The sequence below is a fragment of the Brevibacillus parabrevis genome, assembly GCF_003710905.1.
In the GTDB taxonomy this organism is placed as follows: domain Bacteria; phylum Bacillota; class Bacilli; order Brevibacillales; family Brevibacillaceae; genus Brevibacillus; species Brevibacillus parabrevis.
This window is the reverse complement of the sequence record NZ_RHHV01000006.1, coordinates 96,724-123,481: the sequence shown is the minus strand read 5'-3', so window position 1 is coordinate 123,481 and position 26,758 is coordinate 96,724. Positions and strand designations below refer to the sequence as shown.

At 52.3% G+C, this 26,758-nt stretch carries 23 protein-coding genes and 1 riboswitch; of the genes, 17 read left to right on the top strand and 6 right to left on the bottom strand.

Features of this window, described 5'->3' with window-relative positions; translation table 11 throughout:
- Nucleotides 1-70: 70 nt before the first annotated feature.
- The 14 genes from nrdI (at nucleotide 71) to EDM60_RS06930 (ending at nucleotide 17,929) form a co-directional block, all read left to right on the top strand.
- Nucleotides 71-430 carry a class Ib ribonucleoside-diphosphate reductase assembly flavoprotein NrdI gene (gene nrdI, locus EDM60_RS07000; RefSeq protein ID WP_122963320.1) on the top strand — a complete coding sequence of 120 codons (360 nt, stop codon included), beginning with the start codon at nucleotides 71-73 and terminating at the stop codon, nucleotides 428-430.
- Nucleotides 417-2,501 carry a class 1b ribonucleoside-diphosphate reductase subunit alpha gene (gene nrdE, locus EDM60_RS06995; RefSeq protein ID WP_063231041.1) on the top strand — a complete coding sequence of 695 codons (2,085 nt, stop codon included), beginning with the start codon at nucleotides 417-419 and terminating at the stop codon, nucleotides 2,499-2,501. Before nrdI ends, nrdE begins: the two co-directional genes overlap by 14 nt.
- A 49-nt stretch (nucleotides 2,502-2,550) precedes the next feature.
- Nucleotides 2,551-3,504: a class 1b ribonucleoside-diphosphate reductase subunit beta gene (nrdF, locus tag EDM60_RS06990; protein ID WP_122963319.1), complete on the top strand. Its 954-nt coding sequence runs from the start codon at nucleotides 2,551-2,553 to the stop codon at nucleotides 3,502-3,504.
- Between the two features lie 428 nt (nucleotides 3,505-3,932).
- On the top strand, nucleotides 3,933-5,285 hold the full coding sequence (brnQ, locus tag EDM60_RS06985; RefSeq protein WP_122963318.1) for a branched-chain amino acid transport system II carrier protein: 1,353 nt from the start codon (nucleotides 3,933-3,935) through the stop codon (nucleotides 5,283-5,285).
- A 158-nt stretch (nucleotides 5,286-5,443) separates the two neighbouring features.
- Nucleotides 5,444-5,644: riboswitch (cobalamin riboswitch) on the top strand.
- A gap of 140 nt (nucleotides 5,645-5,784) precedes the next feature.
- Complete coding sequence (gene metE / locus EDM60_RS06980) at nucleotides 5,785-8,070, top strand: 5-methyltetrahydropteroyltriglutamate--homocysteine S-methyltransferase (RefSeq protein ID WP_122963317.1); 2,286 nt, start codon at nucleotides 5,785-5,787, stop codon at nucleotides 8,068-8,070.
- Nucleotides 8,071-8,101: 31 nt separating this feature from the next.
- Nucleotides 8,102-8,578 (top strand): acyl-CoA thioesterase, encoded by a 477-nt coding sequence (locus EDM60_RS06975; RefSeq protein WP_229049910.1) that lies wholly within the window; start codon nucleotides 8,102-8,104, stop codon nucleotides 8,576-8,578.
- Between the two features lie 132 nt (nucleotides 8,579-8,710).
- Complete coding sequence (locus tag EDM60_RS06970) at nucleotides 8,711-9,694, top strand: hypothetical protein (RefSeq protein ID WP_141254148.1); 984 nt, start codon at nucleotides 8,711-8,713, stop codon at nucleotides 9,692-9,694.
- 10 nt (nucleotides 9,695-9,704) lie between these two features.
- Nucleotides 9,705-10,274, top strand: coding sequence for a 4Fe-4S single cluster domain-containing protein (locus EDM60_RS06965; protein ID WP_122963315.1), 570 nt, complete (start codon nucleotides 9,705-9,707; stop codon nucleotides 10,272-10,274).
- 13 nt (nucleotides 10,275-10,287) lie between these two features.
- Nucleotides 10,288-11,910 carry an AAA family ATPase gene (locus tag EDM60_RS06960; protein WP_122963314.1) on the top strand — a complete coding sequence of 541 codons (1,623 nt, stop codon included), beginning with the start codon at nucleotides 10,288-10,290 and terminating at the stop codon, nucleotides 11,908-11,910.
- Between the two features lie 17 nt (nucleotides 11,911-11,927).
- Nucleotides 11,928-12,551 (top strand): DUF2997 domain-containing protein, encoded by a 624-nt coding sequence (locus EDM60_RS06955; RefSeq protein ID WP_122963313.1) that lies wholly within the window; start codon nucleotides 11,928-11,930, stop codon nucleotides 12,549-12,551.
- 290 nt (nucleotides 12,552-12,841) lie between these two features.
- Nucleotides 12,842-13,729, top strand: a complete 888-nt coding sequence (locus EDM60_RS06945) for a MurR/RpiR family transcriptional regulator (RefSeq protein ID WP_063231037.1) — start codon at nucleotides 12,842-12,844, stop codon at nucleotides 13,727-13,729.
- Nucleotides 13,730-13,766: 37 nt separating this feature from the next.
- A complete protein-coding gene (locus tag EDM60_RS06940) occupies nucleotides 13,767-15,071 on the top strand; it encodes a CapA family protein (RefSeq protein WP_122963311.1) in 1,305 nt (434 codons plus the stop codon).
- A gap of 41 nt (nucleotides 15,072-15,112) precedes the next feature.
- Nucleotides 15,113-16,369, top strand: coding sequence for an MFS transporter (locus EDM60_RS06935; RefSeq protein WP_122963310.1), 1,257 nt, complete (start codon nucleotides 15,113-15,115; stop codon nucleotides 16,367-16,369).
- Between the two features lie 63 nt (nucleotides 16,370-16,432).
- On the top strand, nucleotides 16,433-17,929 hold the full coding sequence (locus EDM60_RS06930; RefSeq protein ID WP_122963309.1) for a long-chain-fatty-acid--CoA ligase: 1,497 nt from the start codon (nucleotides 16,433-16,435) through the stop codon (nucleotides 17,927-17,929).
- Between the two features lie 61 nt (nucleotides 17,930-17,990).
- Here EDM60_RS06930 and EDM60_RS06925 read toward each other — a convergent pair whose 3' ends face one another.
- Nucleotides 17,991-20,123 (bottom strand): helix-turn-helix domain-containing protein, encoded by a 2,133-nt coding sequence (locus EDM60_RS06925; RefSeq protein ID WP_122963308.1) that lies wholly within the window; start codon nucleotides 20,121-20,123, stop codon nucleotides 17,991-17,993.
- A gap of 124 nt (nucleotides 20,124-20,247) precedes the next feature.
- On the opposite strand from EDM60_RS06925, the gene EDM60_RS06920 reads away from it, so the two are divergent.
- Nucleotides 20,248-21,699: an aldehyde dehydrogenase family protein gene (locus EDM60_RS06920; RefSeq protein WP_122963307.1), complete on the top strand. Its 1,452-nt coding sequence runs from the start codon at nucleotides 20,248-20,250 to the stop codon at nucleotides 21,697-21,699.
- Nucleotides 21,700-21,725: 26 nt separating this feature from the next.
- Nucleotides 21,726-22,619, top strand: a complete 894-nt coding sequence (locus EDM60_RS06915) for an NAD(P)-dependent oxidoreductase (RefSeq protein ID WP_122963306.1) — start codon at nucleotides 21,726-21,728, stop codon at nucleotides 22,617-22,619.
- Nucleotides 22,620-22,752: 133 nt separating this feature from the next.
- On the opposite strand, the gene EDM60_RS06910 is transcribed toward EDM60_RS06915, so the two are convergent.
- Nucleotides 22,753-23,070, bottom strand: a complete 318-nt coding sequence (locus EDM60_RS06910) for a hypothetical protein (protein ID WP_141254150.1) — start codon at nucleotides 23,068-23,070, stop codon at nucleotides 22,753-22,755.
- Nucleotides 23,071-23,444: 374 nt separating this feature from the next.
- Here EDM60_RS06910 and EDM60_RS06905 point away from each other — a divergent pair, with 374 nt between their 5' ends.
- Complete coding sequence (locus EDM60_RS06905; RefSeq protein WP_122963304.1) at nucleotides 23,445-24,080, top strand: type 1 glutamine amidotransferase family protein; 636 nt, start codon at nucleotides 23,445-23,447, stop codon at nucleotides 24,078-24,080.
- A gap of 204 nt (nucleotides 24,081-24,284) precedes the next feature.
- On the opposite strand, the gene EDM60_RS06900 is transcribed toward EDM60_RS06905, so the two are convergent.
- From EDM60_RS06900 to lepB, 4 genes are all read right to left on the bottom strand, one after another.
- Nucleotides 24,285-24,584 (bottom strand): hypothetical protein, encoded by a 300-nt coding sequence (locus EDM60_RS06900; RefSeq protein WP_122963303.1) that lies wholly within the window; start codon nucleotides 24,582-24,584, stop codon nucleotides 24,285-24,287.
- Complete coding sequence (locus EDM60_RS06895; protein WP_122963302.1) at nucleotides 24,581-24,787, bottom strand: helix-turn-helix transcriptional regulator; 207 nt, start codon at nucleotides 24,785-24,787, stop codon at nucleotides 24,581-24,583. The genes EDM60_RS06900 and EDM60_RS06895 overlap by 4 nt, the downstream gene beginning before the upstream one ends.
- A gap of 150 nt (nucleotides 24,788-24,937) precedes the next feature.
- Nucleotides 24,938-25,789, bottom strand: a complete 852-nt coding sequence (locus EDM60_RS06890; RefSeq protein ID WP_167470245.1) for a cell division protein — start codon at nucleotides 25,787-25,789, stop codon at nucleotides 24,938-24,940.
- Between the two features lie 577 nt (nucleotides 25,790-26,366).
- A complete protein-coding gene (lepB, locus tag EDM60_RS29070) occupies nucleotides 26,367-26,618 on the bottom strand; it encodes a signal peptidase I (RefSeq protein ID WP_233454088.1) in 252 nt (83 codons plus the stop codon).
- Nucleotides 26,619-26,758: the final 140 nt, after the last annotated feature.

Here is a 26,758-nt window from a genome sequence, read left to right as displayed (position 1 = left end):
CGACATTTTGGCGTCGAATGCGCTTTTACTTTGGCTAAAAAGTATACAATTGCAGTAAAGGATGAGGGACATGATAATCGCTTTTGATTCAAAAACAGGAAACGTGAGACGATTCGTAAACAAAATCGATCTGCCGCGCGTGGAAATCGATTCGGAGATGGTGCTAGATGAGCCGTTCATCCTGGTGACGTACACGACAGGCTTCGGGCAGGTGCCAGAGAAGGTGGACCGTTTCCTGAAGCGAAATCATGTCTATTTGCGCGGAGTGTCTGCCAGCGGCAATCGCAACTGGGGCACCAGCTTTGCCAAAAGCGCAGATACAATCGCGATCCAGTATGGCGTTCCGGTGATTTCCAAGTTTGAATTGTCCGGTACCGGCCGTGACGTGGAACAATTTACGAGTGGGGTGGCAGCAATTGCGGCACATTGAATTGAACAACCAACTAATGCAGCGTGGAAACGACGGGTTTTACCAATTGGAAAAAGACAGAGAGGCAGTCGCCGTCTTCATGGAGGAAGTGCAGGCGAAGACCATGACCTTCAACAGTGTCAAAGAGCGGATGGACTATTTGATCCAGCATGATTTTTATGAAAATGTGTATGAGGACTACACCGTTGAACAGGTCGACGAAGTTTTCCGACTGGCGCATGACACTGGTTTTCAATTCGCGTCGTACATGGCCATCTCCAAGTTTTACAAAGACTACGCTCTGAAAACGGACGACAAATCCACGTATTTGGAACAGTACCCGGATCGGGTAGCGATTGTTGCTCTCTCGCTCGGCCGCGGAGACTTCGAGCTTGCGAAGCGCCTGACTGTTTCCATGATGGAGCAGCGTCTCCAGCCGGCTACACCGACATTCCTCAATGCAGGGAAAAGCCGCCGCGGGGAAATGGTCTCCTGCTTCTTGCTGGAAATGGACGACTCCCTGAACTCGATCAACTACGTGCTCGGAACTTGCATGCAGCTCTCGAAAATCGGCGGCGGCGTAGCGGTCAATCTGTCCAAGCTTCGCGGGCGGGGAGAGCCGATCAAAGGCGTCGAGGGCGCAGCCAAAGGCGTCATGCCTGTACTCAAGCTTTTGGAAGATGCGTTTTCCTACGCCGACCAGATGGGACAGCGCAAAGGCTCCGGGGCAGCTTATTACAACATTTTTGGCTGGGACATCAACGAGTTTCTCGATTGCAAAAAGATCAACGCTGACGAAAAATCGCGGATCAAGACATTGTCGATCGGCCTGATTGTGCCGAATGTGTTTTACAAGCTGGCAGAGGAGAACAAGCCTCTGACCGTGTTCGCTCCTTACTCGGTCTACAAGGAATACGGCGTTCATCTGGATGATCTGGATCTCGATCAGATGTACGACGAGTTGGTCGCAAACGAGCGCATCAAGAAAAAGATCGTCATGAGCGCCCGCGAGATGCTTACCAAGATCGCGATGATCCAGATGGAATCGGGTTATCCGTACATCATGAACAAGACGAATGCGAACAAAAATCACGCGCTCAAAGATATTGGAGCGGTCAAAATGTCCAACCTGTGCACGGAAATTTTCCAGTTGCAGGAGACTACTACGATCACGAATTACGGCGAGGAAGACATTATCCGCCGCGACATCAGCTGCAATCTGGCTTCCCTGAACATCGTCAACGTGATGGAGCACAAAAAAATCCGTGAATCCGTGCGCGAAGGCATCGAAGCGATTACGTCCGTCAGCGATGTAACCCGTGTGGAAAATGCGCCGGGCGTGCAAAAAGCGAACCGCGAGCTGCATTCTGTCGGATTGGGTGCGATGAACCTCAACGGCTACCTCGCGAAAAACAAAATCGCGTATGAGAGTGAAGAAGCAAAAGATTTTGCCCGCACGTTCTTCATGATGATGAACTTTTACTCGCTGGAAATGAGCGCCGAGATTGCCAAGGCAAAAGGGGAAACCTTCATGGGCTTTGAGCAGTCGGAGTACGCCAAGGGCACTTATTTTGACAAATATCTCGCAACCGATTACCGTCCGCGTACGGAAAAAGGCAAGCAGCTGTTCGAGGGCGTGCACATTCCGACGCCAGAGGACTGGGCTTCTCTCAAGCAAAAAGTGCAGGAGAACGGGCTGTATCATGCCTATCGTCTGGCGATTGCTCCGACACAGAGCATTTCCTACATTCAGAATGCGACATCGAGCGTAATGCCGATCGTGGAGCATATCGAGACGAGAACGTATGCGAACTCGACCACGTACTACCCGATGCCGTACTTGACGCAAGAGAACTATTTTTACTACAAGTCTGCCTATGTGATCGACCAGTTCAAAGTCATCGATCTGATTGCCGAAATCCAGGAGCATGTGGATCAAGGGATTTCTACCGTGCTGCACGTCAACAGCAACATCTCGACAAGAGAGCTGGCTCGCTACTATATTTACGCGGCGAAAAAAGGCTTGAAGTCGCTCTACTACACGCGCACCAAGCATCTGACGGTAGAAGAGTGCATTAGCTGCGCCGTTTAACAACAGATGTAGGTCATTGGAACAAGTTGATAGAGAAGAGGAACGCCTTATGAAAGCAGTCAATTGGAACAGGCCGGACGACGATTTTACGATGACGTTTTGGAATCAGAACATCATGCAGTTCTGGACCGATGACGAGATTCCGCTGTCGGACGACAAAATGTCCTGGATGGAACTGAGCGCTACCGAGCGGGACACGTATAAAAAAGTGCTCGGTGGCCTTACCTTGCTCGATACGGTGCAAGGCGGCGTCGGGATGCCGAAAATCATGGAGCATGTGGACGGATTGCAGCGAAAAGCCGTCCTGGCTTTCATGGGCATGATGGAGCAAATTCACGCCAAGTCTTACAGCAGCATTTTCACGACTTTGGCTGCCACCGAAGAAATCGACGAGATTTTTGCCTGGGTGGAGCGCAATCCGCATCTGCAAAAGAAAGCGGCATTGATCTCGCAACGCTATCAAAGCATCGAGACAGCGAAAGACTTGTACATGGCGATGGTTGCCTCTGTTTTTCTGGAAAGCTATTTGTTTTACAGCGGCTTCTTCTACCCGCTCTTTTTGGCTGGACAGGGCAAGATGACGAGCAGTGGCGAGATCATCGACCTGATTGTGCGCGACGAAAGCATTCACGGCCTGTACGTCGGCGTGCTTGCGCAAGAAGTGTATCAACGCCTCAGCGTCGTCGAGCAGACAGCTGTGAAAGAGGAGCTGTACGCGTTGCTGCACGAGCTGCATGAGAACGAAGAGGCGTATACCGTGTCTCTATATACGGAAATTGGCTTGGCGGACGAAGTGCTGGCTTACGTGCGTTACAACGCGAACAAAGCGTTGATGAACCTGGGACTGGACCCGTTCTTCCCGGAGGAAGAAGTCAATCCGATCGTTTTGAACGGGATTCGGACGCATACGAAGCAGCATGATTTCTTCTCGAAAAAAGGAAATGGCTATGTCCGCACGCTCAACGTCGAGCCGCTGACAGATGATGATTTCCGCTTTGAGTAAAAAGTTAAACGTATGTTTAAAAAGACTGCCGCTCGCTGGCAGTCTTTTTTCGATTCCGATCCGAAAATGCGCCAGTAGAATATACGTGAGGTTTGCTCGATAAATAATATTTTAATAGATGGGAAGGAAATGAATCGCCTATTTTCAATATCTTTTCATTTATATTTATGTTATAAATAAATGACGTAACGAGCTGTTTTACTTCTGGTTGTCCAGATAGAATCGTGATCAGCGCGGAAGTGGCAAGCGAGAAGCGATCTGGTCATCGATTACCGATTTGGTCGACTGATTTATCTGACAATTATTCCCGCTCGATCTGATCCCGGTTGTTGGGGCATGAGCGGGCGGAGTGATTGTGTGAATTTTTTCACTAATCAGAGGGTTGCTGAAAAGCACCTTTGCTTTGGAATTACAGGAGGGTTTGTGTCATGCATCAAAAAGGTTCTTCTTCGTTCATCCTCATCATCGGCTTTATGCTGTTCGCTCTGTTCTTCGGAGCGGGGAATCTGATTTTTCCACCAATGCTGGGGCAAATGGCTGGAACGAACGTATGGACGGCCAATGCGGGCTTCCTGGTGACGGGAGTCGGGCTGCCGCTGCTGGCGATTATCGCTCTGGTTTATTCGGGAATGGATGATTTGCGTTCGTTGGCGAGTCGTGTGCATCCGGTATTTGGTCTTGTGTTTACGATTTTGCTCTACTTGGCAATCGGGCCGTTTTTCGCCATTCCGCGATCCGGGAACGTCTCGTTTGAGATCGGAATCAAGCCATTTTTGTCCGAGCAAGCTGGTCCGGTTCCACTGATCGTCTTCACCGTCTTGTTCTTTACACTCGCTTGCCTGTTATCTCTCAATCCTGGGAAAATTATCAATGTAGTCGGAAAAGTCTTGACACCGATCAAGCTGACTTTTATCGGCGTGATTGTGTTGACGGCGATTTTGTTCCCGATTGGCGCGCTGCAAGCACCTGTGACGGACTATCAGTCCAAAGCGTTTTACAAAGGCTTTCAGGACGGCTATTTAACCTTGGACGCTTTGGGGGCATTTGTGTTTGGAATCATCATCGTGAATGCGATCAAGCAAAGAGGCATCACGGCGAAAAAGCAAATTTTGCTCACGTGCGCAAAAGCAACGATGATCGCGGGCGCACTTCTGGCGTTCTTTTACACGGTGCTTGCCTATATGGGCGCTTCCAGTGTGGAGAAGCTTGGTCATCTGGAAAACGGGGCGCAAATTTTGGCCAAGGTGTCCAATTACTACTTCGGATCTTACGGCGCCGTTTTGCTCGGCCTCATGATTACGATCGCATGCCTGACCACTAGCGTCGGCCTCATTACAGCGTGCTCTTCGTTTTTCCATTCGCTGTTTCCGGCGATCTCGTATAAAAAGTTTGCCGTCATTCTGGCTGTGTTCAGTACACTCGTCGCCAATATCGGCTTGACGGCGCTGATCAAAGTGTCGGTTCCGATCTTGATGACCATGTACCCGATTGCGATTTCCCTCGTCTTTTTAACGTTTATGCACAAAGGATTTGGCGGACGACCAGAGGTGTATCAGGGAAGCTTGCTCGCTACTTTTCTGATCAGCCTGTTTGACGGACTGAACGCGGCAGGTGCCCAGCTTCCCGTCATCAACGACTTCTTTACTCGCTACTTGCCGATGTATACGATCGGGCTTGGCTGGATGCTGCCCGCTGTTGCAGGCGCTGTGATCGGCTACACTATTTACATGATTCGCAAACCTTCTCTGCGGGCACAGGAGCTGCGACTGACCAAGCAGTAAACCGGAAAGCTGGCAGAGTAGAGGCAATCAGGCTGAACTTTGAAATAATTTTGGTGAGTGGAAATAGTTTAGCATGACAAAAACTGGTTTACGTGTTACTGTAAGGAGAAAGGTGCTCTTTTGCTAGATGCGAGAGCACATGCACTCATACCGACAATTTCATATGAGTGGGAACAGGTTCCTTGGCCGCGAAAATCGGCGCAAGGATGAAAAGGGAAGTCGGTGAGAATCCGACACGGTCCCGCCACTGTATGAGGGGAGTTTGCACAGCGATAAGCCACTGGTCGAGACGGACTGGGAAGGCGTTGTGCAGATCGTGATCCTCAAGTCAGGAGACCTGCCTGTTTCGACAACACTGCTTAACCTACGGGAGATAGGGAGGTGTTAGGATGCTGTGATCTCAGTGCTTATTTGGCATTTCTAACGTTCTTTTTGACCGTTGGAAGTGCCTTTTTTGATTGGCTTTACAAATACCTTCAATGGATGGGAGAGAAAGCTCATGAAAAGCAGCAACCTGGGATATCCGCGAATCGGCAAAGACCGGGAGTGGAAAAAAGCATTGGAGTCCTTTTGGGCAGGCAAATTGGAAGAGTCAGCGTTTCTTGCGCAAATGGAGCAAATCCGTCAGCAGCATCTGATCAAGCAAAAAGACAAAGGCATCGAGTGGATTCCCGTCAACGACTTTACTTACTACGATCACATGCTGGACATGGCTGTCATGTTCGGACTCGTTCCGAAGCGTTTTGCCTATGATGGCGGCCCGGTTCCGCTCGATACGTACTTCGCCATGGCGCGGGGAAACAAAGAAGCTGTCGCAAGCGAAATGACCAAGTGGTTCAATACGAACTATCACTACATCGTTCCTGAGTTTGGCGAACGCCCGCCAGTGCTGGCAGAGAACAGGCCGCTGAAAGCGTACCTGGAGGCCAGGGATCAGCTGGGCATCGTCGGGAAGCCGGTGATTGTCGGGCCGTACACGTTTGTCAAGCTGGCGAAAGGATATGCGAAAGACGAGTTCGAACGCGTTGTCGATCAGATCGTGCCGCTTTACGTGGACGTGCTTCGTGAACTGGAACTGCATGGTGTGGAATGGGTGCAAATCGATGAGCCGGCTTTCGTCCAAGATATTTCCGAGCAGGACAGAGCGCTTATTCGCCGGGTGTACGAACAGTTCAGTCAGGCGCTGCCACACCTCAAGCTGATGGTTCAGACGTATTTCGAAGCGGTGGATTGGTACGAGGAGCTGATCGCGCTGCCAGTGGAAGGCTTGGGCCTGGACTTTGTCCACGGAGGAAAAGCGAATTTGGCCAACCTGACGGCACATGGCTTCCCGCAGGAAAAAGTGCTCGGCGCAGGAATCGTCGATGGCCGCAACATTTGGCGCTCGGCTCTGGAGGAAAAGTGGGAGCTGGTCAAGACGATCAGCAATGTGGTCGACCCGGACCGGATTTGGCTACAGCCATCGAGCAGCCTGTTGCATGTTCCCGTCACTGTTGAAGCAGAAACCGATTTGCCTGGGGAAGTTCAAGCGGCATTAGCCTTTGCGGACGAAAAATTGGGAGAAGTGCAGCTTTTAGTCCAAGGATTCCGATTTGGAAAGTATGTTATATCGAAGGAAATTGCCCAGAACGAAAAGGACTTGCTCCGCCTGGCCGAGTCTCCGGCGAGAAACCGGGAGAAAGTACAGCAGGCTCGAAAAGCGCTGGAGACGACAGAAGCCAAACGCGACGTGCCGTTCCACGAGCGCCGCGATATCCAGCAAGCCGCCTGGAAGCTGCCGCTTTTGCCTACAACGACGATCGGCAGTTTCCCGCAGACGACAGAGGTTCGTCAGGCCAGACAGCAGTACAAAAAAGGGAACTGGACAGTCGAGCAGTACGATGCCTTCATCGCGGAGCAAATCAAGCAGTGGATTGCGATTCAGGAAGAGATCGGGCTGGACGTGCTTGTCCACGGCGAGTTTGAACGGACAGACATGGTCGAATATTTCGGGGAAAAGCTCGACGGCTTCGTCTTCACGAAAAATGGCTGGGTTCAGTCGTACGGTTCCCGTTGCGTCAAGCCACCTGTCATCTACGGCGATGTGCAGTTCGTCGCTCCCATGACTGTCAAAGAGAGCGTATACGCCAAGTCGTTGACGGAAAAACCAGTAAAAGGCATGCTGACAGGCCCGGCGACCATTTTGAACTGGTCATTTGTCCGCGATGACGTGTCCCGCCAAGAGGTGTGCGAACAGATCGCCCTGGCGCTGCAAGCAGAAGTGGAGGCGCTGGAAGCGGCGGGAATCCGCATGATTCAGGTGGATGAGCCTGCGCTGCGGGAAGGCTTGCCGCTCAAGCAGGCAGACAGGGCGGCGTATCTGGACTGGGCCGTCAAATCGTTCCGCGTGGCTACCTCGACAGTTGCCGCGAGCACACAAATTCACACGCATATGTGCTATTGCGAATTTCACGACTTCATCGACGTCATCAGCGAGCTGGATGCCGACGTCATCTCGATCGAGACGTCCCGCAGCCACGGCGAGCTTGTCTCCGTCTTCGAGACTTGCACGTACGATAAAGGAATCGGCCTGGGCGTATACGACATCCACAGCCCGCGCGTTCCGGCTGTCGCGGAGATCGAAGAGATGGTGTCGCGCGGCGTGCAAGTATTGCCACCAGCCCAATTCTGGATCAACCCGGATTGCGGTCTGAAGACGCGCGGAAGAGCAGAGACAGTGGAAGCTTTGAAAAACATGGTGGCGGCGACGCATGCTGTGCGTGACCGTTTGACACAAAAAGCATAATCGCATGATGGCAACGAGAGGAGCAGCACAGATGGCAACAGAAGCATGCCCGACCGGACAATCCCGAACCTATTTGACTGATCTCGTGTTCCCGCCGGATACGAACCATCACAATACGATTTTTGGCGGAAAAGTCATGGCGTACGTCGACAAAATCGCCTGCATAGCGGCGATGCGTCATTGCCGGAAGCCCGTCGTCACTGCTTCCAGCGATTCCTTTGATTTTCTCGCGCCGATCAAAACGGGCGAAGCGATCAATCTGGAAGCATACGTCACCTGGACACACAACACGTCGATGGAAGTGTTCGTCAAGGTCGAGTCGGAAAATTTGCTGACGGGCGAAAAGAAAATGACAGCGAGGGCGTACTTGACGATGATCGCGCTCGACGACCAAGGAAAGCCAACGTTAGTGCCGGCTGTCATTCCCGAGACGGAAGAAGAGCGCATCCAGCATGAAAAGGCAAAGCACCGCTACGCATTGAGAAAACAGCGCAAAGCGGAACAATAGAATTTTGCAGCAAAACCCTCACTTTGGTGGGGGTTTTTTGCTGGCACCGATTTATTTACTCACCTTCTTGTCTCTACTATAATAGGCATAGGAAAAAAGTAGTAAATAATGGAGTGGAGGTTGGGCACAAACTTGCAAAACCAGAACGAAGCAGTTGCAGAGATTCACAAGAAAATCAGGACACTTTGGATCACCAGCGCCTTTTTCGGATTGATGTCACTGTTCGGCATCATGACGGGCAATTTTCTTCTGCTCCTGTTGGGGTTGGTGTTTGTTGTACCTGGCATTTGGGCGATTGGAAAATTTAAAAGAATGCTGCAAAACCAGCTTGCCGACTATCAGCCCGGAAAAGGGTTCTCGTTTTTTCGCAAGACAGGAGAACAAAAAATCAAAGTGATCACGTACACCCAAATTGGCATGGCTGGCTTGATTTTGTTCAGCCTGATCACAAAGCTTTCTGTCGGGCCTACGCTGTTTATCGGCCTTTCCGCGCTTGTTTACTTGCAGTTCGTAATGAAGCGCCGGATCAAGGTACATACGAAAATTGACGATGCCACCTTGTTTGAGCTGGAGGAAATCGGGATTATTACGCCAAAAGATATCGTGAAGGCGCTGTACAAAGATTTCGAGAGCTGGCGACATGTGCAGCCCAACAACAAAATCTTTTTGGTCAAACAGGACGCGCTCGTCTGCATCGTCATGCAGGAGCGGCACGAAGCCGTGCGGATGGAATGTCGGCTGCGCGATATCCAAAAGCTTGGCATCGTCGGCAGCGGAAAGAATGGCGAAGGCTTGCTTCTGCTGATCGGGACCGTCCATGATAACGCTGTTCGCCTGAAGCTGGACGGAAAAAGCTTTCAGGATTCCCCCGAAGAGTTTGTCTCGCATTTTTTGCAAGCGTTGGATGAAGCTCTTCAGACTGCTTCACCCGGTACACCCGCTCTTATTCGCGATGGGCGGATGATGCCGCGTCCCGAACTTCAGGAACACGCATCTAGTGAAAAGCCAAGGGTGGTCATTCGGGAAATTGAGCTTCCGTCAAGTGCGGCCAGCAACAACGACAGCGGGCAAGTACCGAGAAAGACAGGTGCGACAGGAAGGCAGTTGGACTTGTAGGAGGGAGAGCATGTTGGCGCAGTCATTGCGAGTCCATGAAATATGCAAGCAAAGCAGGGTAAACGGACCTGGCAACCGTGCTGTCGTCTGGGTGCAAGGCTGCTCCATCGGCTGCCGCGGCTGCTTTAATCCGAATACGCACCCGGACAAGCAAGGCGGTCGGCTCTATGAACCAGACTCTTTAGGGCAAGAACTGGGACGGCTGCCAGTTGACGGACTGACCGTTTCCGGAGGAGAACCGCTGGATCAGCCGGAGCAAGTAAGGCGGCTGGTTCAGTCGTTTCGCCAGGTTCACTCGGGCACCGTCCTTTTGTTCACAGGCTATACAGCGGAAGCAATTTTGCGTTGCGAGGAAAAGCGCAAAGCCTTGCTTCTGTTTGACGTGGCGATTGCGGGGCCTTATCAGGCGCAGTCGGAGGAGATTTGGCATGGCAAGAAACTGATTGTGCTGACGAACCGGATCACGCCGGAAGAGTTGATTCCCCAACGAAAAGTCGAACTGGTTCAAGGGGAGAGTTCCTTGCATCTGACTGGTTTTCCTACCGCGAATATTCAATCGAGCCTGTACACATGGCTGTAGGAGGAGTACATACATGCTGCAAGATTTTGTCAAGGAAGTGGAGTATCTGATTCGCGCCAGATACAGCATCCTGTACATTTTTACATCGGAAGAGGAGCGGGCGCTCGATGTGTTCCAAGGGATTGGCGCCAGCCTGAACAAGCGGATTGTGACGTGGACAGCGACAAAAGGTCTTGTGCTGAACGGGGAAGAGCTTGACCACAAGAGCACAGATTTTCGCATCGCTCTGACGATGGCCGAAGATTTGGCGAAAGAGCCTACGCTGTTTTTATGGTTTGATCTGCACCCGCTGCTGCGCGGATCGCATGTAAACATCAGAACGTTTCGCGAATTTGCGCAAAAGACGCGGACAGGCTTCCCTTCCAATTCGATTATCATCGCTCCTTCCCTGGAAATTCCTGTAGAGCTGCAGCATGAGATCACGATTCTCGACCTCCCTCTGCCTGACCTGGATGAAGTAAAGCAAATCATCCGCAGCTTTACTGATGCGTACGTCGGCCGTCCGGGCGTCGTGATCGACCAATCCCCAGAAGTCATAGAAGCGCTGGCCCGGGCCGCCGTAGGTTTGGGGCGCAACGAGATCGAGAACTGTTTGGCGAAGGCGCTGGTAAAAAATCGCGGAATATCCGCAAGCGATGTTTCTACCATTTTGGAAGAGAAGAAGCAGATTGTGCGAAAATCGGGGGTTCTGGAATACATCTCGACAGAATCACTGAACCTGGAGCAGATCGGCGGACTGGAAAACTTGAAGCGCTGGCTGCTGAGACGAAAAGCGTCGTACTCGGAGGAAGCGAGACAGTTCGGCATCCAGTGGCCAAAAGGGGTCATGCTGGTCGGCGTTCCCGGTTGCGGAAAAAGCTTGTGTGCGAAAAGTGTGGCGGCTGCTTGGCAAATGCCGCTGCTCCGCCTGGACTTGGGACGGGTATTCGCGGGCATCGTCGGTTCGTCCGAAGCGAATATTCGCTCGGCGCTCATGATGTGTGAAGCCGTATCGCCGTCGATCGTCTGGATCGATGAAATCGAGAAAGGCTTGTCCGGCGTGGGCAGCGGTTTTTCCGACGGGGGAGTCGCCACGCGCATTTTTGGAACGTTGTTGACCTGGATGCAGGAGAAAAAGAGTCCTGTATTTGTCTTCGCGACTGCCAACAAGATCGAGCAGCTTCCAGCAGAGCTTTTGCGAAAAGGAAGGTTTGACGAAATCTTTTTCGTGGACTTGCCTACACCGGAAGAGCGCGAAGAAATTCTCAAAATCCACCTGGAGCGGCTGAAGCGCAACCCGGCCCGTTTTGACATCGATAGGCTCGTCGAAGTATCGGGCGAGAAATACTGGGGGGAAGGCATACGCCTGACGGGTGCCGAGATTGAGGCTTCGCTCCATGAAGGGCTGATCGATGCCTTTGCGAAGCGCAGTAATCCCGAGGAAAAAGATCGGGATATCGACACGGAAGATATTTTGCTGGCCATGCAGCGCACAGTTCCCTTGGCTAAAGCCAGGCGGGAGGAAATCGAGAAGCTGCGTTCGTGGGCAAAAGAGTTTGCCGTCCGCGCCAGCCTGGCAAGCCCAGCAAGCCCGGCAAATGCCGTGGCAGATGGAGTCGCTCGCGAGGAGGCAGTCGGCAGAAATATCGATTTTTAGCCCAGGGAGGGATTCGCTTGAGCCACTGCACGACATTTTCGATGTCATTCCAGGACAAACGTACGCTTTTTCGAGCGTTGCGAACTTTGGGCTACCAGCCGGAGAACGTTGTCTGGACAGAATACAAAAACATGTTCAGTAAAGAATTGATGATTGGCGGAACCGTGCTCGGCAAGCTGCTGACCGGGTTCAAGGATGGGATTCACGTCTATTTCGAGGAGACAAAAGACGGGCTTATCCCTTACTTTGAATCGCATGATTTGTCGCCTGGCCTCCTTCGCCAGCGCTCCGCATCGCTGCTCTCCGAAATCAGGGAGGGGTATTTGCAGGGAACCGTCGAAGCTCTGCGCGACTCGATTGTGGCTGCGGGAGGAACGGTGACGGTAAGCGAGGAAAAGAGCGGACAAGTGATTTCCTATGTGCTGACGATCGGAACAGATGCGCGGAAGCTGCGGATTTCCATGAACGAGCAGGGAACGGTTGAAGAAGCGGTCGAAGGCGTGCTGGGACGTTCCTGTGCGGAGTTGACGGAAGGAATCGAGCAAAAGCTCTCCAGCCCAAGCGAGCTGGAACGAACATGGACACATGAGTACAACGCGACAGTGGAAGATCAGCAGATTCAAATTTTGAGGTTATATTAGCACAACAGGCAACCGCAAGATCGCCGCACTCCATGCCGGATGCGACGGTCTTTTTCTTTTTCAATCAACTTTTGCCCGGTTGAAAAAGGAGGCGACATGCAAACCACCCCGGTTTTTCCGCCTGCAATCTTGCCTTGCGAAAAGTGCAATAACTCCTGTCAAAATGCGTTTTTTCGCTTCAAAATGAAGGATAAACTACATTTTCTAAGATGTATTGAAGTGAATTATTTCAAGATATATACTATTCTTGAAAATAGGTTCGCAAAGCAACTGCAAAGGAGTTTTCCGGCATGGATCAGCTCATAACGGAACGGATTCGCAAGCAGTATGGAAACTTGACAGCCAGCCAAAAAATCATCTCCAAAATCGCCCTCGAAAAGCCGAGCCTGCTCGCGATCCACACAGCCAAAAAAATCGCCGAGCTGACCAATACGAGCGAAGCGACGGTCATTCGTTTTTGCTACGCGCTAGGTTATTCCGGCTATACCGAGCTGCAGCAGGAGATCAAGAAATCGCTCTTGACCAGCGAGCAGACGAAAGGGCCGATCCAGAAGTACCGCGACACGGAGGCCGCACTGACGCGCAACAATTACGCCCACCAAGTCATGGAAACCGATATCGCCTACCTCCAGCAAGCTTTGCACCAGATCGACTACGAGTTGTTGCACCAGGCCGTGCAGAGCATCATTTCTGCCAACCGCATCGTTGTCGTCGGTTTTCGCTGGTGCCACATCCCGGCGAAGTGGCTGTTTTCTACCTTAAACGCGATCAAGGGCAACACCCATTTATACACAGGAGCGGTAGACAATGCCGACTATTTTTTGACCGAGCGGGATCAGGAGTGGCTTGTGATTGCGCTGTCCTTTCCTCGCCATCCGAGTGAAACAGTAGCGATGGTGAACTCGGCAAAAGCTTTGGGCGCGAAGGTGCTGGCGATTACCGAAGGCGAGCTGGCCCCGATCAGCCAGGCGGCAGACTTGTTGTTGAAAATCTCTACGCCGCAGCCGGTCGCCACCAGCGGCATGCCTACCTTGTTCTCTGTGCTGAATGCCCTTGTCAAAGGCGTCATGATCCACGACCCCGTCTCTGTGCAAAAAAGGCTCCAGCACTATGACGAAATCAGCTCGACGCTTTATTCGTTCGTGGGAGAGGGGGAGGACGACTTCACGATTTATTGAAACAGCCATTACGCAACTCATAAAGGAGGAACTTTTCATGTCTGTGCCTGTTTGGTTTGCAGCGACGGGAGACAGCTTCATCACCCGCGACCTGCCCTATCGAGACAATGCTTTTCGCGAGATCGCCAGCTTGCTTCAGCGCGCTGATGTGCGCATTGCCAATCTGGAGACGACCGTCCATGACAACGAAGGGTATCCGAGTGCGCAAAGCGGCGGAACCTGGGCCATGTCGCCGCCGTCATCGCTGCAAGTGATGAAAGACTACGGCTTCAACATGATCGGATGGGCGAACAATCACACCCTCGACTATTTGTACGGCGGGCTGGAAGCGACAGAGCGCCACCTGAACGAATACGGATTTGTCCATGCCGGAGCTGGCAAAAATCTGGCGGAGGCTTCTGCTCCCCGCTATCTCGAATGCGAGTCGGCGCGAGTCGCGCTGATCGCGGCGACATCGACCTTTCATCCGTGGTGGGCGGCGGGAGAGCAGCGTGCAGACAGCATCGGACGGCCTGGCGTCAACCCGATGCGCTATGTCATGACCCATCATCTGCCGCCAGAAAAGCTCGCCCAACTGCAAGAACTGGCCGATTCGACAGACATTAACGCTTTCAGCAAAGTGCTGATCGAGGAAGGCTTCATGAATCATCCGGGCAAAGACGTGTTTTTGTTCGGTGCCTCCCGGTTTATGGCAGGGGAAGAGGCGGGAACATCGACACAGCCGCACCCACGCGATCTGGACAGGATGGTCAGACGAATCGGGGAAGCGAAGCGGCGCGCGGATTACGTCGTCGTAAGCATCCACGCGCACGAGATGAAAGGCTTGGACAAAGAAGTGCCTGCCGACTTTTTGCCGACTTTTGCCAAAGCGTGCATCGACGCCGGGGCACACGCGGTCGTCGGACACGGCCCGCATCTGTTGCGCGGCATTGAAATCTACAAAAACCGCCCGATCTTCTACAGTCTGGGAGACTTCGTGTTCCAAACCGAGCTTGTCACTTCGCAGCCAGCGGACTTTTACGAGCAATACGGACTGGACCATTCGCACAACGTCGCTGATGCGCTGGAAGCGATGAGCGCTGGCTATACGCGCGGACTGTGCGTGCACAAAGAAGTGTGGCAGTCCGTCATCCCGCTTTGGAAAATGGAGGGTGGCGAGCTAAGCGAGCTGGAGCTGCACCCGATTGAACTCGGCTTCGAGGAGCCTGTCTACCGGATGGGCTGGCCGAGGTTGAGTGCAGATCCCGAGATATTGCAAGGACTGAAAACGATGAGTGAAGCGTATGGAACCGTGATTGAGATCGAGGATGGAATCGGCCGCGTGAGGTTGAGAAAAGACTGAGTAATTGCCTTGCCCCCACCTATTGGAATGGAGTGATTCAGATGATGGCGAGAATCACCATGATCATGCTGTTCGTGCTATACATGATTAACTACGCCGATAAAACGATTGCGGGTTATTCGGCTGTTCCTATTATGGCGGAATTTTCTTTGTCCCAGAAAGAATGGGGACTTGTCGGTAGCAGTTTCTTCTGGTTTTTCTCGATCGCTGGTATTTTGGGAGCGGCGTTGTCCGACCGGATCGGGACGAAAAAGATGCTCGCCATCATGGCCTTGTCCTGGACGGTTATCCAGTTTGGCGCCTACGCCATTGCCGGATTGCCGATGCTTGTGATCGCCAGGGTGTTGCTCGGAATTGGCGAAGGACCATTTTGGGCGACAGTCGTCAGCCACTTGAACAAATGGTTTCCCGAAGAAAAGCGCGGGCTTGTTTACTCCACGGTCAACTTCGGCGCGTTTGTAGGGGCAGTCGCTTCGGCACCGCTCATCGTTTCGCTCATTGACAGCAACGGATGGCGGTTTGCCTGGGCGTTCATGGGTGCGCTCAGCCTGATCTGGCTTTTGATCTGGCTGTGGGTCGGCAAAGACAGGCCGCAAGTCAGCATCGAGGCGGCGAAGACTGTGCAAGCACTGCCCAAGGCAAAATGGTCGGACTTATCCAAAGTTTTTCTGTCATCCACCTTTTTGTTCAGCTTTTTGATTTATTTCGCACAAATGTGGGGCACAACCTTTGCCGCTGTGTGGGAACCTGTCTACCTGGTGCAAGTGATTCACCTGACGAATCAACAAATGGCTTACGCGATTGCTGGCATGGGACTTTTGGCCGGATTGATGACGATCTTGATCTCCTGGACAGGCGATCGTCTGTACAAAAAACATCGGAGTTATCGCAAATCGTACGTGCTGGTGGGAGGAGCGTCCATCATCCTGGGCGGAATTTGCTTCTACGCCGTGACGCTGGTACAGTCTTTGCCGCTCGTGCTGATTGCGCTTTGCTTGGGAAAAGGGTTTGCTTTTTCCGTAGGGACGGCTGCCTCTGTCATCGTCAGCAGCATGTTGCCGGAGCGCACAGGTTTGCTGGTGGGCACGCTCTCCAGCCTCGTTACGCTCGCCGGAATCATTTCTCCGCTCGTCACAGGCTCGATTGTGCAAGCAGCGCCCAATGTGGGCATCGGTTTTGGCCAGGCGATGATCGTAAATGCCTTGTTGTTTGTCGGTTGCGGCGTGCTGTTCCTGCTCTTTGCCAAACGGGAAGAAAACAAGACAGCGACAGCAGCGCAAATCCCCACGATTTCCTAAAAGAAAAGCTTTATCATGCTCGTCTCAGGTGTTAAAATTTTCTGAAAAGGGGGTAGATGAGCGATGTATCATTTGAACGAAAATTTGCTGCAAAGCGCGCAAAATTTCCCAGACCATCCCGCCTACATATTTTTGGGGGAGACGACTACCTTCCAGGAGCTGAACCGCCGGGTCGATGAGCTGGCGCAAGGCTTGTCCAAGCTCGGGATTGGCAAGGGAGACGCTGTAGCGCTGATCATGGACAATCGACCCGATTTTGTAAGCGCTTACTACGCGATTTTGCGCGTGGGTGCGGCCGTTGTCCCGATGAACCCGATCTACACGCCGCGAGAAATCAGCTTCATTCTCGCCAACAGCCAGACAAAAGCGGTCATTGCCCTTGCTACGCTCGAACCTGTCCTGACACCCCTGAAGGAACAACTGGAGCATTTGACACATCTCATCTACAACGAAGCGACAGGCGACGAGCTGACATTGGCGCAGGTAGCACAAGCGGGAGACGGCAGCTTTGTGGAGCCGGAGCGAAACGAAGACGATTTGGCGGTCATTTTGTACACGTCCGGTACGACCGGGCAGCCAAAAGGGGCAATGCTGTCCCACCGCAACATGGCCTCCAACGCAGAGGCGATGGGAATTTTGTTCGAGCTGATCCCGGAAGATCGGGTAGTCGCGGTATTGCCGATGTTCCACGTCTTTTGCATGACGGTGTGCCTGAACGGTCCGATTCGCTACGGAGCGGCGATGATCATCATTCCGCGTTTCCACCCTGTCGAAGTGGTCAATACGATCCGCGAGCAACAGGCGACCTGCTTTGCCGGGGTGCCGACGATGTACAATTACATGCTGCAACTGCCGCATGCGACGAAGGAAGATTTCGCTTCGATCCGTCTCTGCTGCTCGGGTGGCGCATCGATGCCTGTCGAGCTGCTGCACAAATTCGAAGCCAAGTACGAAGTGAAGGTACTGGAAGGCTACGGGCTGTCCGAAGCTGCTCCGGCAACAGCCTTCAACCCGCTGCGCGGCACGAGAAAGCCCGGTTCGGTCGGGATAAACTTGCCGCATGTCTTGAACAAGGTCGTCGACCCGGAAGGCAACGAATTGCCGAGGGGCGAGGTAGGCGAGCTGGCTGTGCAAGGGCCGAATGTCATGCTCGGCTACCTGGGGCTGCCGGAAGATACGAAGGCCGCGCTCAAGGACGGCTGGCTGTACACAGGGGATATGGCGCGGATGGACGAGGAGGGGTATGTCTACATCGTCGACCGCAAAAAGGACATGATTCTCGTCGATGGCTACAACGTCTATCCGCGTGAAGTGGAGGAAGTGCTGTACCAGCACCCTGCCGTGATCGAGGCGGCGGTCATCGGAGTTCCCGACGAGGTGCACGGCGAAGCGGTCAAAGCTTTTGTCGCGCTAAAAGAAGTGGCGGTTTCGCAGGAAGACATCGTCGCCTTTTGCCAGGATAAGCTGGCGAAATACAAGGTGCCGCGCCAGGTGGAAATCGTGCCGGAGCTTCCGAAAAACACCACAGGCAAAATTTTGCGCCGTTCCTTGCGCAAGTAAAACGATACGAAAAAACCAGACCCACGTCGAAGTGAGTCTGGTTTTTCTTTGCGCGAAAAAGCTATTCGTAGCGGAGATGGCAGGCGAGCTGGACCTTGAGCAAGTCTTCGGGACGGTGCAGGTCGATTTCCAGCAGTTCCTCCACTTTTTTCAGCCGCTGATAGAGCGTGTTGACGTGGATGTGCAGCTCGCGGGCGGTTTGCTGCGGCGACTGGCTGCATTTGATATACGTCACAAGCGTGTGCTCCCACTCCTGATATTTTTGTGGCTCAGCCCAAAAGGGAGCAAACACGTCGGCGACAAAAGCGTCAATGTCAGCCTGGCTTTGGTTGAGCATCAGGCGATTGACGCCCAGGTCGGCGTAATGGATGACACCGCTGCGATTTCGTGCCGCCAAGTAGTGCGCCGCTTTTCTCGCTTCCTCAAAGCTTTTGCCCAGATGCTCGACGCCTTCGATCATGCTGCCTACTCCAATCGACAAGGACGCTTCCTGGGCCCGCTCCCATTCCTCCACGGCTGTTTGCAGTTGCTCGCTCAAAGCTTTTCGCTCCTCTGTTCCATTCATTTGCAGCAGGAGTGTGACGTGATTGTGAAAGCCGTAGGTCAGCACTTGTGCAGGGGCAAAATCGCGCTTCCAGCGGTTCACTAGCCGATGGATGTTGGCTTCGAGCAGAGCGAGATCGTGGCAGTGACTCAGATGAGCGTAGACCACGAGGTAGTGGGCGTGCGGCACCAGTCCGAGTGTGCGGGCGCGTTCCAACAGGTCGTTGCCTTTGCTGCCGATTACTTCCTGGAAAAGGTCGTGGGCACGCTTGTACAAGACAGAGCTGATCGACTGCTTTTTCACCAAATCGAGAGTGAGCACGGACCGCCCTTGCTCAATTGTCATTCTCGCCAGCTCCGACAAGCCTGTTTTGGCGGAAGGGATGATCAGGCAGCCGAGCAGCACGCTGCCGTTGATCAGCGGATACAGGTAACAGTATTCGCTGTCCGCACGCCCTGCGGAATACAAGTGGACAAAAAGCGGGTGGCGACGTCCAGCCAGCAAAGTGTGCAGCTCGTCGCGGTTGAAGTAGGGGAGCTGGGCAAAAGCTTCGTGGCCCTCTTCCAGCCAGTCTACGAACTGAATGGGCTTGGCGGTCATGCGCGACAGTGCCTTCACAATTGTGGCCGCATCTTTGTTTTGCAGGGACATTTGCTTGATCGATTCGTGAATTTTGTTGCGCTTGATCAGATCATCATGCCGGGCTTGCAGTTGGGCGCTGAGTGTCGCCATGTTTTCATACGCCTGCTTCGTCTCGGCGTACAGCTCGGCATTTTGCAGCGCGACAGAGGTTTGATCGGCGAAGCCTTGCAACAGGGCGAGGTCGTAGTCGGTAAACTCGTTGTCTTGGTGAAATTGGTGCAGGACGAGCACGCCAATTCGCTTTTCGGCAATCGAGATCGGCACACATAAAAGCCCGTTCAAATTTTGCAAGTCTTTCGCGTGGTTCAACGAGTGAAAATTGTCCGCGGAAATGTCTCTCATCGCTTGCGTCGTCTCGGGATGGGAGCGATACAGGCGGGGTTGTCCGTCCAAAAAGACTTTCCCGGCGATCGACTCGCCGATTTTCAGGCGAAAGTCTTTGAACAGCGTGTCGTGAAAGCCGACGGTCGCTTTCGGCACGAGGCGGTCGATGGCAGGATCGTACAAATGCAGCAGTCCGGCGTCAGCGGCAGGGATGACGGACAGGGCATTGCCGATGATGTCGCGAATGATCGCTTCGGTATCAAGCGTACCGGAAATCGAGCGGATGCCTGCCAAAAGTTTGCTCCATTCGGCGTTTTTGCTCGCAATCGCTTCTTCTGCGAGATGTAGCTTCAACCCGAGCCACAATAGCTCCCATTGATCATCCGTCAACGTGGAGGCCGCTTCCGAGGGCGAGTCCAACCAGATGAGCGCTTGTCCTTCCTCAGCGAAAAAGAACCGCAGCAAATGTTTGTCCTCGATTTCTTCATATCGGTAGCGCTCTTGCTCATGAGCCGGGAGCGTGGCGGGAGCGGTCAGCAAGGTCCCGAAAGCGACGGCAGCTGACGGCGTCACTGTATACGCCAGCCGAAATTGGCGGTCGCGCGGGAGGCGAACCCAGATCGACATAGGTGCAATGGCAAGCCACGCACTCAACTTTTCGTTCAAGTAGGAAAGAGTATGCATGTAGGCACCTTCCGTGTAGAGAAATGTATATAAAATTCATTTTATTTGTGTGTGCCTCTACATTGTATAAACAATTTCGAATTTATACAATATGGTTATCGAAGACGGAAGGTGGGAGTCATACATGACGACAACGCACAAGAACTACATCAACGGTGAATGGGTGGATAGCCATACCGGACAAGTATTTCCTAGCACGAACCCTGCCAATACGAGCGAGGTGCTCGGCTATTTTCAAAAATCCGATGGACTGGATGCGCGGTCTGCCATCGAAGCGGCAGCACAAGCTTTTCCTGACTGGGCCAAAAAATCGGCTCCGGTGCGCGGAGAGTTTCTGTTTACGCTCATTCGACTGCTGGAAGAGCAGAGAGAAGAACTGGCTGCGATCATTACAAGCGAAGTAGGAAAAACATTGCGGGAAGCGCGGGGCGAGGTGCTCAAGACGATTGCCTCCATGAAGCAGTTGACAGGAGAAGCCACTCGTTTGACGGGGCAAACCGTCCCTTCGTTTGATGAGCGTGTGCTGGGCTACACGGTGCGCGAGCCGATTGGCGTCTTCGCGATTATCGCGCCGTGGAACTTCCCGCTCGGAATCGGCCTGTGGAAAATCGTTCCGGCTATTCTCGCGGGCAACACAGTCGTTTTCAAACCTGCCAGCAACACCTCCTTGATCAGCGTCAAGCTGACGGAACTTCTGATCGAAAGCGGCGTGCCAAAAGGCGTTGTCAATCTGGTGACTGGCCCTGGCTCGGTAATCGGGGACGAGCTGTCCAATCATCCGCTGATCAAAGGGATTTCGTTTACGGGATCGTCGGAGGTCGGTTTGGCGTTAGGAAAAGCGGTCGGTGCCCGCGGCGGCAAAATTCAGGCGGAAATGGGCGGGAAAAACCCGGCAATCATTTTGGCGGATGCAGATATTGACCTTGCCATCGATTGCATCGTGACCAGCGGCTTTTTTGACAACGGACAGCGGTGCACGGGAACAAGCCGCGTCCTGGTCGTACCGGAAGTGGCGGAGGAAGTGAAGCGCAAGCTGGTGGAGCGCGCACGCAGCCTGAAAGTTGGCAATGGCTTCGATCCGGAAAGCCATAACGGCCCGGTCGTGGACGAGCATCAGCTTAACCTGTATTTGCATTATGTTCAAAAAGGCATCGAGGAAGGCGGCGTGCTGGAATGCGGCGGCCAGCGGCTGACAGACGGAGATTTGGCGAACGGTTACTTCGTCGCTCCAACCGTCTTTACCGGAATCACGCAGGAGATGACGATTGCCAAAGAAGAGATTTTCGCGCCCGTGATCGCGGTCATTGACGTCGATTCGTTCGATCACGCCATGGAAATCGCGAACCAGGTGGAGTTCGGCTTATCTTCCACGATCTTTACCAACGATCTGCAAAAAGCGTTCCAGTTTGTAAAAGGAATCCAGTCAGGCGTGACGCACGTCAATATGCCGTCTACCCATTTTGAATCGCAATTTCCGTTTGGCGGCAAAAAAATCTCCGGCCTGGGGCCGAGAGAGCAGGGCGAATCCGCGCTCGATTTCTATGTCGAAACGAAGACGGTTTACATCCGGCCATAAGTTCTGGATAGATAGGGGGAAGAGAGATGGAAGCGACGATTGGAGTCATTGGCATCGGTGCAATGGGCAAAGGGATGATCGGCAGCCTGTTGCAAAAAGGCTATCAAGTGTACGCGTATGATCCAAGTCCGGCGGCAAAAGAGTGGGCTGCGGAAAAAGGGGCCGTTGTCGTAGACAGCGTGCAAGCGATAGGGAGCGTGGCAAAGGTTGTTTTCGCCTCGCTCCCTGGCCCTTCTGTCGTGGAGGAGGTCGTGCTGGGACAGGCCGGACTTTTTGCCGAGCTTCGCCCAGGCAGCTTCGTCTTTGACACGAGCACGATCGATCCGGCGACGGCCAAACGGTTGAATCAGGCCGGGCTTGAGCGGGGCATTTCCTACTTTGATTGCCCGGTTAGCGGCGGGCCAGCAGGCTCGGCAGCAGGGACCTTGACGATCATGGTCGGGGGAGATGAAAGCAAGCTGCCCGAGATCATGCCGTACTTGCAAGGAATCGGCAAAGAAATTTTTTACCTCGGAGAGTCCGGTTCCGGTCAGGTAGCCAAGCTGTGTCACAACTCTGTCGTCGCTGTCATCACGGCCGCTCTTGGCGAAGCATTCAGTGTAGGGGCAAAAGCAGGAGTGGACCCGCACAAGCTTGCCGCCGTCATCGAGAAAGGCTCCGCCCACAATCGCGTGCTGTCTGTGTTTGGCCCGAATATTTTGTATGGCACGTACGAAAATGCGATCTTTTCGCTCGATCATATGCACAAAGACTTGCAACTGTACGCGGCTGCGGCTCGCGAGCAACACGTTCCCGTCCTCGTCGGCGGCACCGTGGCGCAAATGTATGAAGCAGCCAAGGCGCAAGGGAAAGGCAGCTGGGATTCTTCCGCTGTGTGCACGGTGACGGAAGAGCTGGCTGGTACGACGATCGCCAGATAAAGGTTTTGGCAAAAGCCGATGTTCCCGTTGGAGGGGCGTCGGCTTTTTTGCTGGAATGGCACCGGATGAAAGCAGTACGCCTATTCAGATAAGAAAATACCCCCGGGTGATCCCGAGGGGCGTTGAAGGCAAGTTAGTTAATCCGCAGCTCATCCCATGTCAAAGAAACAGGATAGGAGCCGTTTGGATAGTTGGGAGCTTTTTGCCACATGTAGAACACTACGGTTCGATTTTGGTTGTCGATCCCAATGTCGAGCGTATACCGATAACCTGGAACTTCCCAGCGTTTGACTTCCTGGTTGTTGGAATCAAAGGCGACGACAACCAGTACAAGGTCATTCGTCGAAGGTGTATACGACCAGTACGTATAATCACCGCATTTGATGATGACTGGAGATTGGCTAATCGAAAGTCCAGCAGGTTCCAAAATTTGAGCAGGTCTCATAATCACTTGATAGCTATTCCCGACTTATCCCCTTCTGTGGGTGAGGGTGTTCGTTCGAGCCTACACCGTGCGGGCGACTTTCATCGCACACGGCGTTCCATCAACAGTAAAAGAGAGAAAATGTACAACGGGCTATTCGATTGTACCAATTTTTATGTTTTTGAAGGCCTAACTAAAGTTATAGATTGACGGGATTTCCTCCTCTTTTTTGCATTTCTCCGATTGATATGGATATAGCCGACAAGCTCAATAAAAAAATGGGGGCAGACGTGAGAGATCATTGACATGCTGTTGTCAACATTGGACGTTTACAATTCGGTATAGACAAGGATTCGACGCCCTTATCAGTGGAGAAATCAGAGAAACCCCGGGAGGATCATATGAAGTACGCTTACGTTTACGTGCTGGATACGATGGCAGATTGGGAGCTTGGCTTGGTAATTGCCGAGTTGAACTCGGGTCAATATTTTAAAAACAGGGGGAGCCGTCTTCCTGTCAAAACGGTCGGGGCTTCCAAACGTCCGATCACGACAAAGGGCGGCATGACGGTTGTACCGGATGTGACGGTCGATGAGATCACGCTTAAAACCGCCGCGATCTTGCTCTTGCCGGGAGCAGACCGTTGGAATGATCCCGAGCATGCTCCAATCGTCGAGACAGCAAAACAACTGCTGCATGCAGGCGGCAATGTGGCAGCGATATGTGGAGCGACGGCCGCCCTTGCCAATGCCGGTTTATTGGATAAGCGTAAGCATACGAGCAACAGCTTGGATTATTTGACGATGTTTTGTCCGACATACAAAGGCGCTGCCTTTTATCAGGACGAGCAGATCGTCGTAGACGGCAATCTGATCACGACCAGCGCTGCTGGCAGTCTGCTATTGGCGCGGGAAGTGATTGCGCTGCTCGATCTGTTTAAAAAGGACACGTTGGAGGCGTGGTATCGCTACTTCCAGACTGGCGATGGCCGCTATTTTTATACGATGATGGAGACGATGCAGGAGCAGGAGGGATAGATTAAGCAAAAATGGAAGCAGCCATGAGCGTGGTTCCCTTTTTCGGGGGAAAAGTGCTGATTACAGGCGCTAACCCCCGCTTTTATGAAAAAAGTCGAGACGTTCTCTGCCTTGTATATGGGGCGCTTCTCAGAACAAAACCCGTCCCTCTTGTTCAAGCGGCGGGTTTTGTCGCGGATAGGCAATGCCCAAGTGTTCGCCTGTTCAATATTTCGTCTGGTAATAAAAGATGAAGCAGCACCAGCTGCCTAACTGCACCAGTATGATCATCGCGAGGACAAAAGCAAGCGAGACGCCCGGATTCAAAATGGCAACGGCAAACAGAACGTAGACGGCTGCCAGCGTGATGATCCACGAGGACGATTTTGCCTTCGTGCGGATCAGGTGGTGGCGTTCGTCCAATCCACGCCTTTTCCCGGCCAGTTTGTTGCCCCAATATAGACCGGATAAGCCGATGATCAGCCCGCCAAGCAAACCGAACAAACCGAAATAGGTATCGATCATATATTCTCATCTCCTTCAAAAATAAACAGCTCTTCAATGATGCAGCCGAATACTTGTGCCAGCTTATGCGCGAGGATCAAGGAAGCGTTGTATTTTCCATTTTCCAAAGAAATGATCGTTTGTCGTGAAACACCCACCTTTTCCGATAACGCATCTTGTGACCAGCCTTGCTCCAGACGTCTTTCACGAACGCGATTTTTCATCATACACCACCTGTAAAGCTAACTTTACGTAAAGTGTACTTTACAGGTGGTGGTGTGTCAAGTTAGCTTTACATGGAGTGGGAGCGGCTTTGCACCCAAACGTCAGCTTGCTTGACTGCTCGATGCTTTTTAGCAAAAAAATGACCTGCGCTATGAGCAAGGCAGGTCATTTCTTGCGCGTATGATCGATGTCAAGGCGATGATATACCCAATCATTGGCGAGACGCCGTATCCGATGATCGGTACAGGAAAATTGCCGAAAAGCGCTGTCAGGAAAAGCACAGCAAAATGCACGCCGAGCGCGATGGAAACGATTTTGGCATGCGCAGAATGCAGCAACAGAAAAGGGGCAATCAGTGCGAAAATGGAAAGGACTTCGACAAGCAGCCAAACCATTCCCATGTCAACAACCAGGTACAAAATTTTTTCGACATAGGGAACAGGCAATAAGCGATCGAGATTGATCCGCGATATAACTGCGAAAATAAAGAGCAGGCCCACAACGACAAAACGAAGGATGCTTCGATCTGCTCGACTCCATAAAAGAATAGCCATGGAGACAGTGAAGGCAGTAAGTTGCGAGGCATCTGGTTGCAAAAACAACAGCAAGGACGTTGCTGCCGTCAGCAGAAAGGAAAACCACCAGTTTTCGGCTTTCAATAGTCGCCATAATTGCATAATGAAAAAGGGGATGACGATGCTGGCCACATGAAAACGCAAAGGACCGAGCGCAATCCAGCGGTGCACATTGTCGATGCCGCTGTCCCAGAAGGTTAGCAGCAGGAAAAGAAAGAGCACTGCGATCGTGAGGATAATGTTCCGCGATCGATTTGCATGGGGGTGTCTGTTTCTGGCAAGGATGAGTGCGGATACGCTCCCGCCAATGATGAATACGACTATATTTTGCAGCCATATCGAGGGCGGGACTTCATGCACGCTCATCGCCAAAGCACCAACGAAGGTGGCGGGTAGTAAAACGAGCAATGGCAGGAAAAATAGCAATCTGAATTTCAGTAGGCTCTCTCCCTTTTGTCAATTCTGCGATGAAAATTTGAAAAGCGAATGTATGCTTACTTGTAGCACAATACCATCATCTGGATATCGCGCGGTAGAGGAATCGGGGGAAGAGAGAGAAGGCATACAGTAAAGTTTTTGTTTACATAATATTCATTATGTCAAAATGATTTTGCCAGGAAGAGACGCCGATTCAGACGCATATTACACATTTTTCCATATAGCGGGTAAATAATCGCAATCGCATGTCAAATCTCCCAAAAAAGAAAGGGTGCTTTTTCAGCACCCGGGTTGCATTTCTAGCGAAGCAGCGGCAAATATCCAGTTCCCTGGTAAGCGAGAGCACTGCCGCAAATCGACATGATCATCACAGCGGTAAAAATCATCGCAACAACCTTTTTCACAAGGATCACCTCCTTTTGACAGGAATAGAAGAGTGAAACAAGCACTCTACTAAAAAGTCGTAAAAGAGAGGGGAAAAGTCACCAATTTATGTAAAAAAATTATGTTAATTCCATTTATTTTTTCAAAGAGGCATATAAGCCCAATGAACCAATGCCTGAAATCAGCGCTTTTCTGCGAGTTTTTTGGCTGCTTTCCCGATCACTTGTGCAATGGGTACAGGTCCAACAGAGCGGCTGTCATAGCTGTTCAAGCGATTATCTCCCATCACAAAGGCGGCATCGTTTGGAATCGTGATCAGGCCAAAATCTGCTGTAAACGGGAGGTTGTCTTCGTGGACGGTCTTTTTGCCCGATGACAAATACGGCTCATCAACCAACAGGAAAAGCGATAAGAAAAGAGTGATGATTTTCATGAGAGCCACCTTATGTTTTTCCTCCATCATACGTATAGATGAGATGCCCCAAAAGTACCTTACCCCAGGTTTTGGGCAAGAACGGCGATGGACAGAATCATGCTGATTACGCAACTTTGCTCCGGATAGGAAGTCTAATA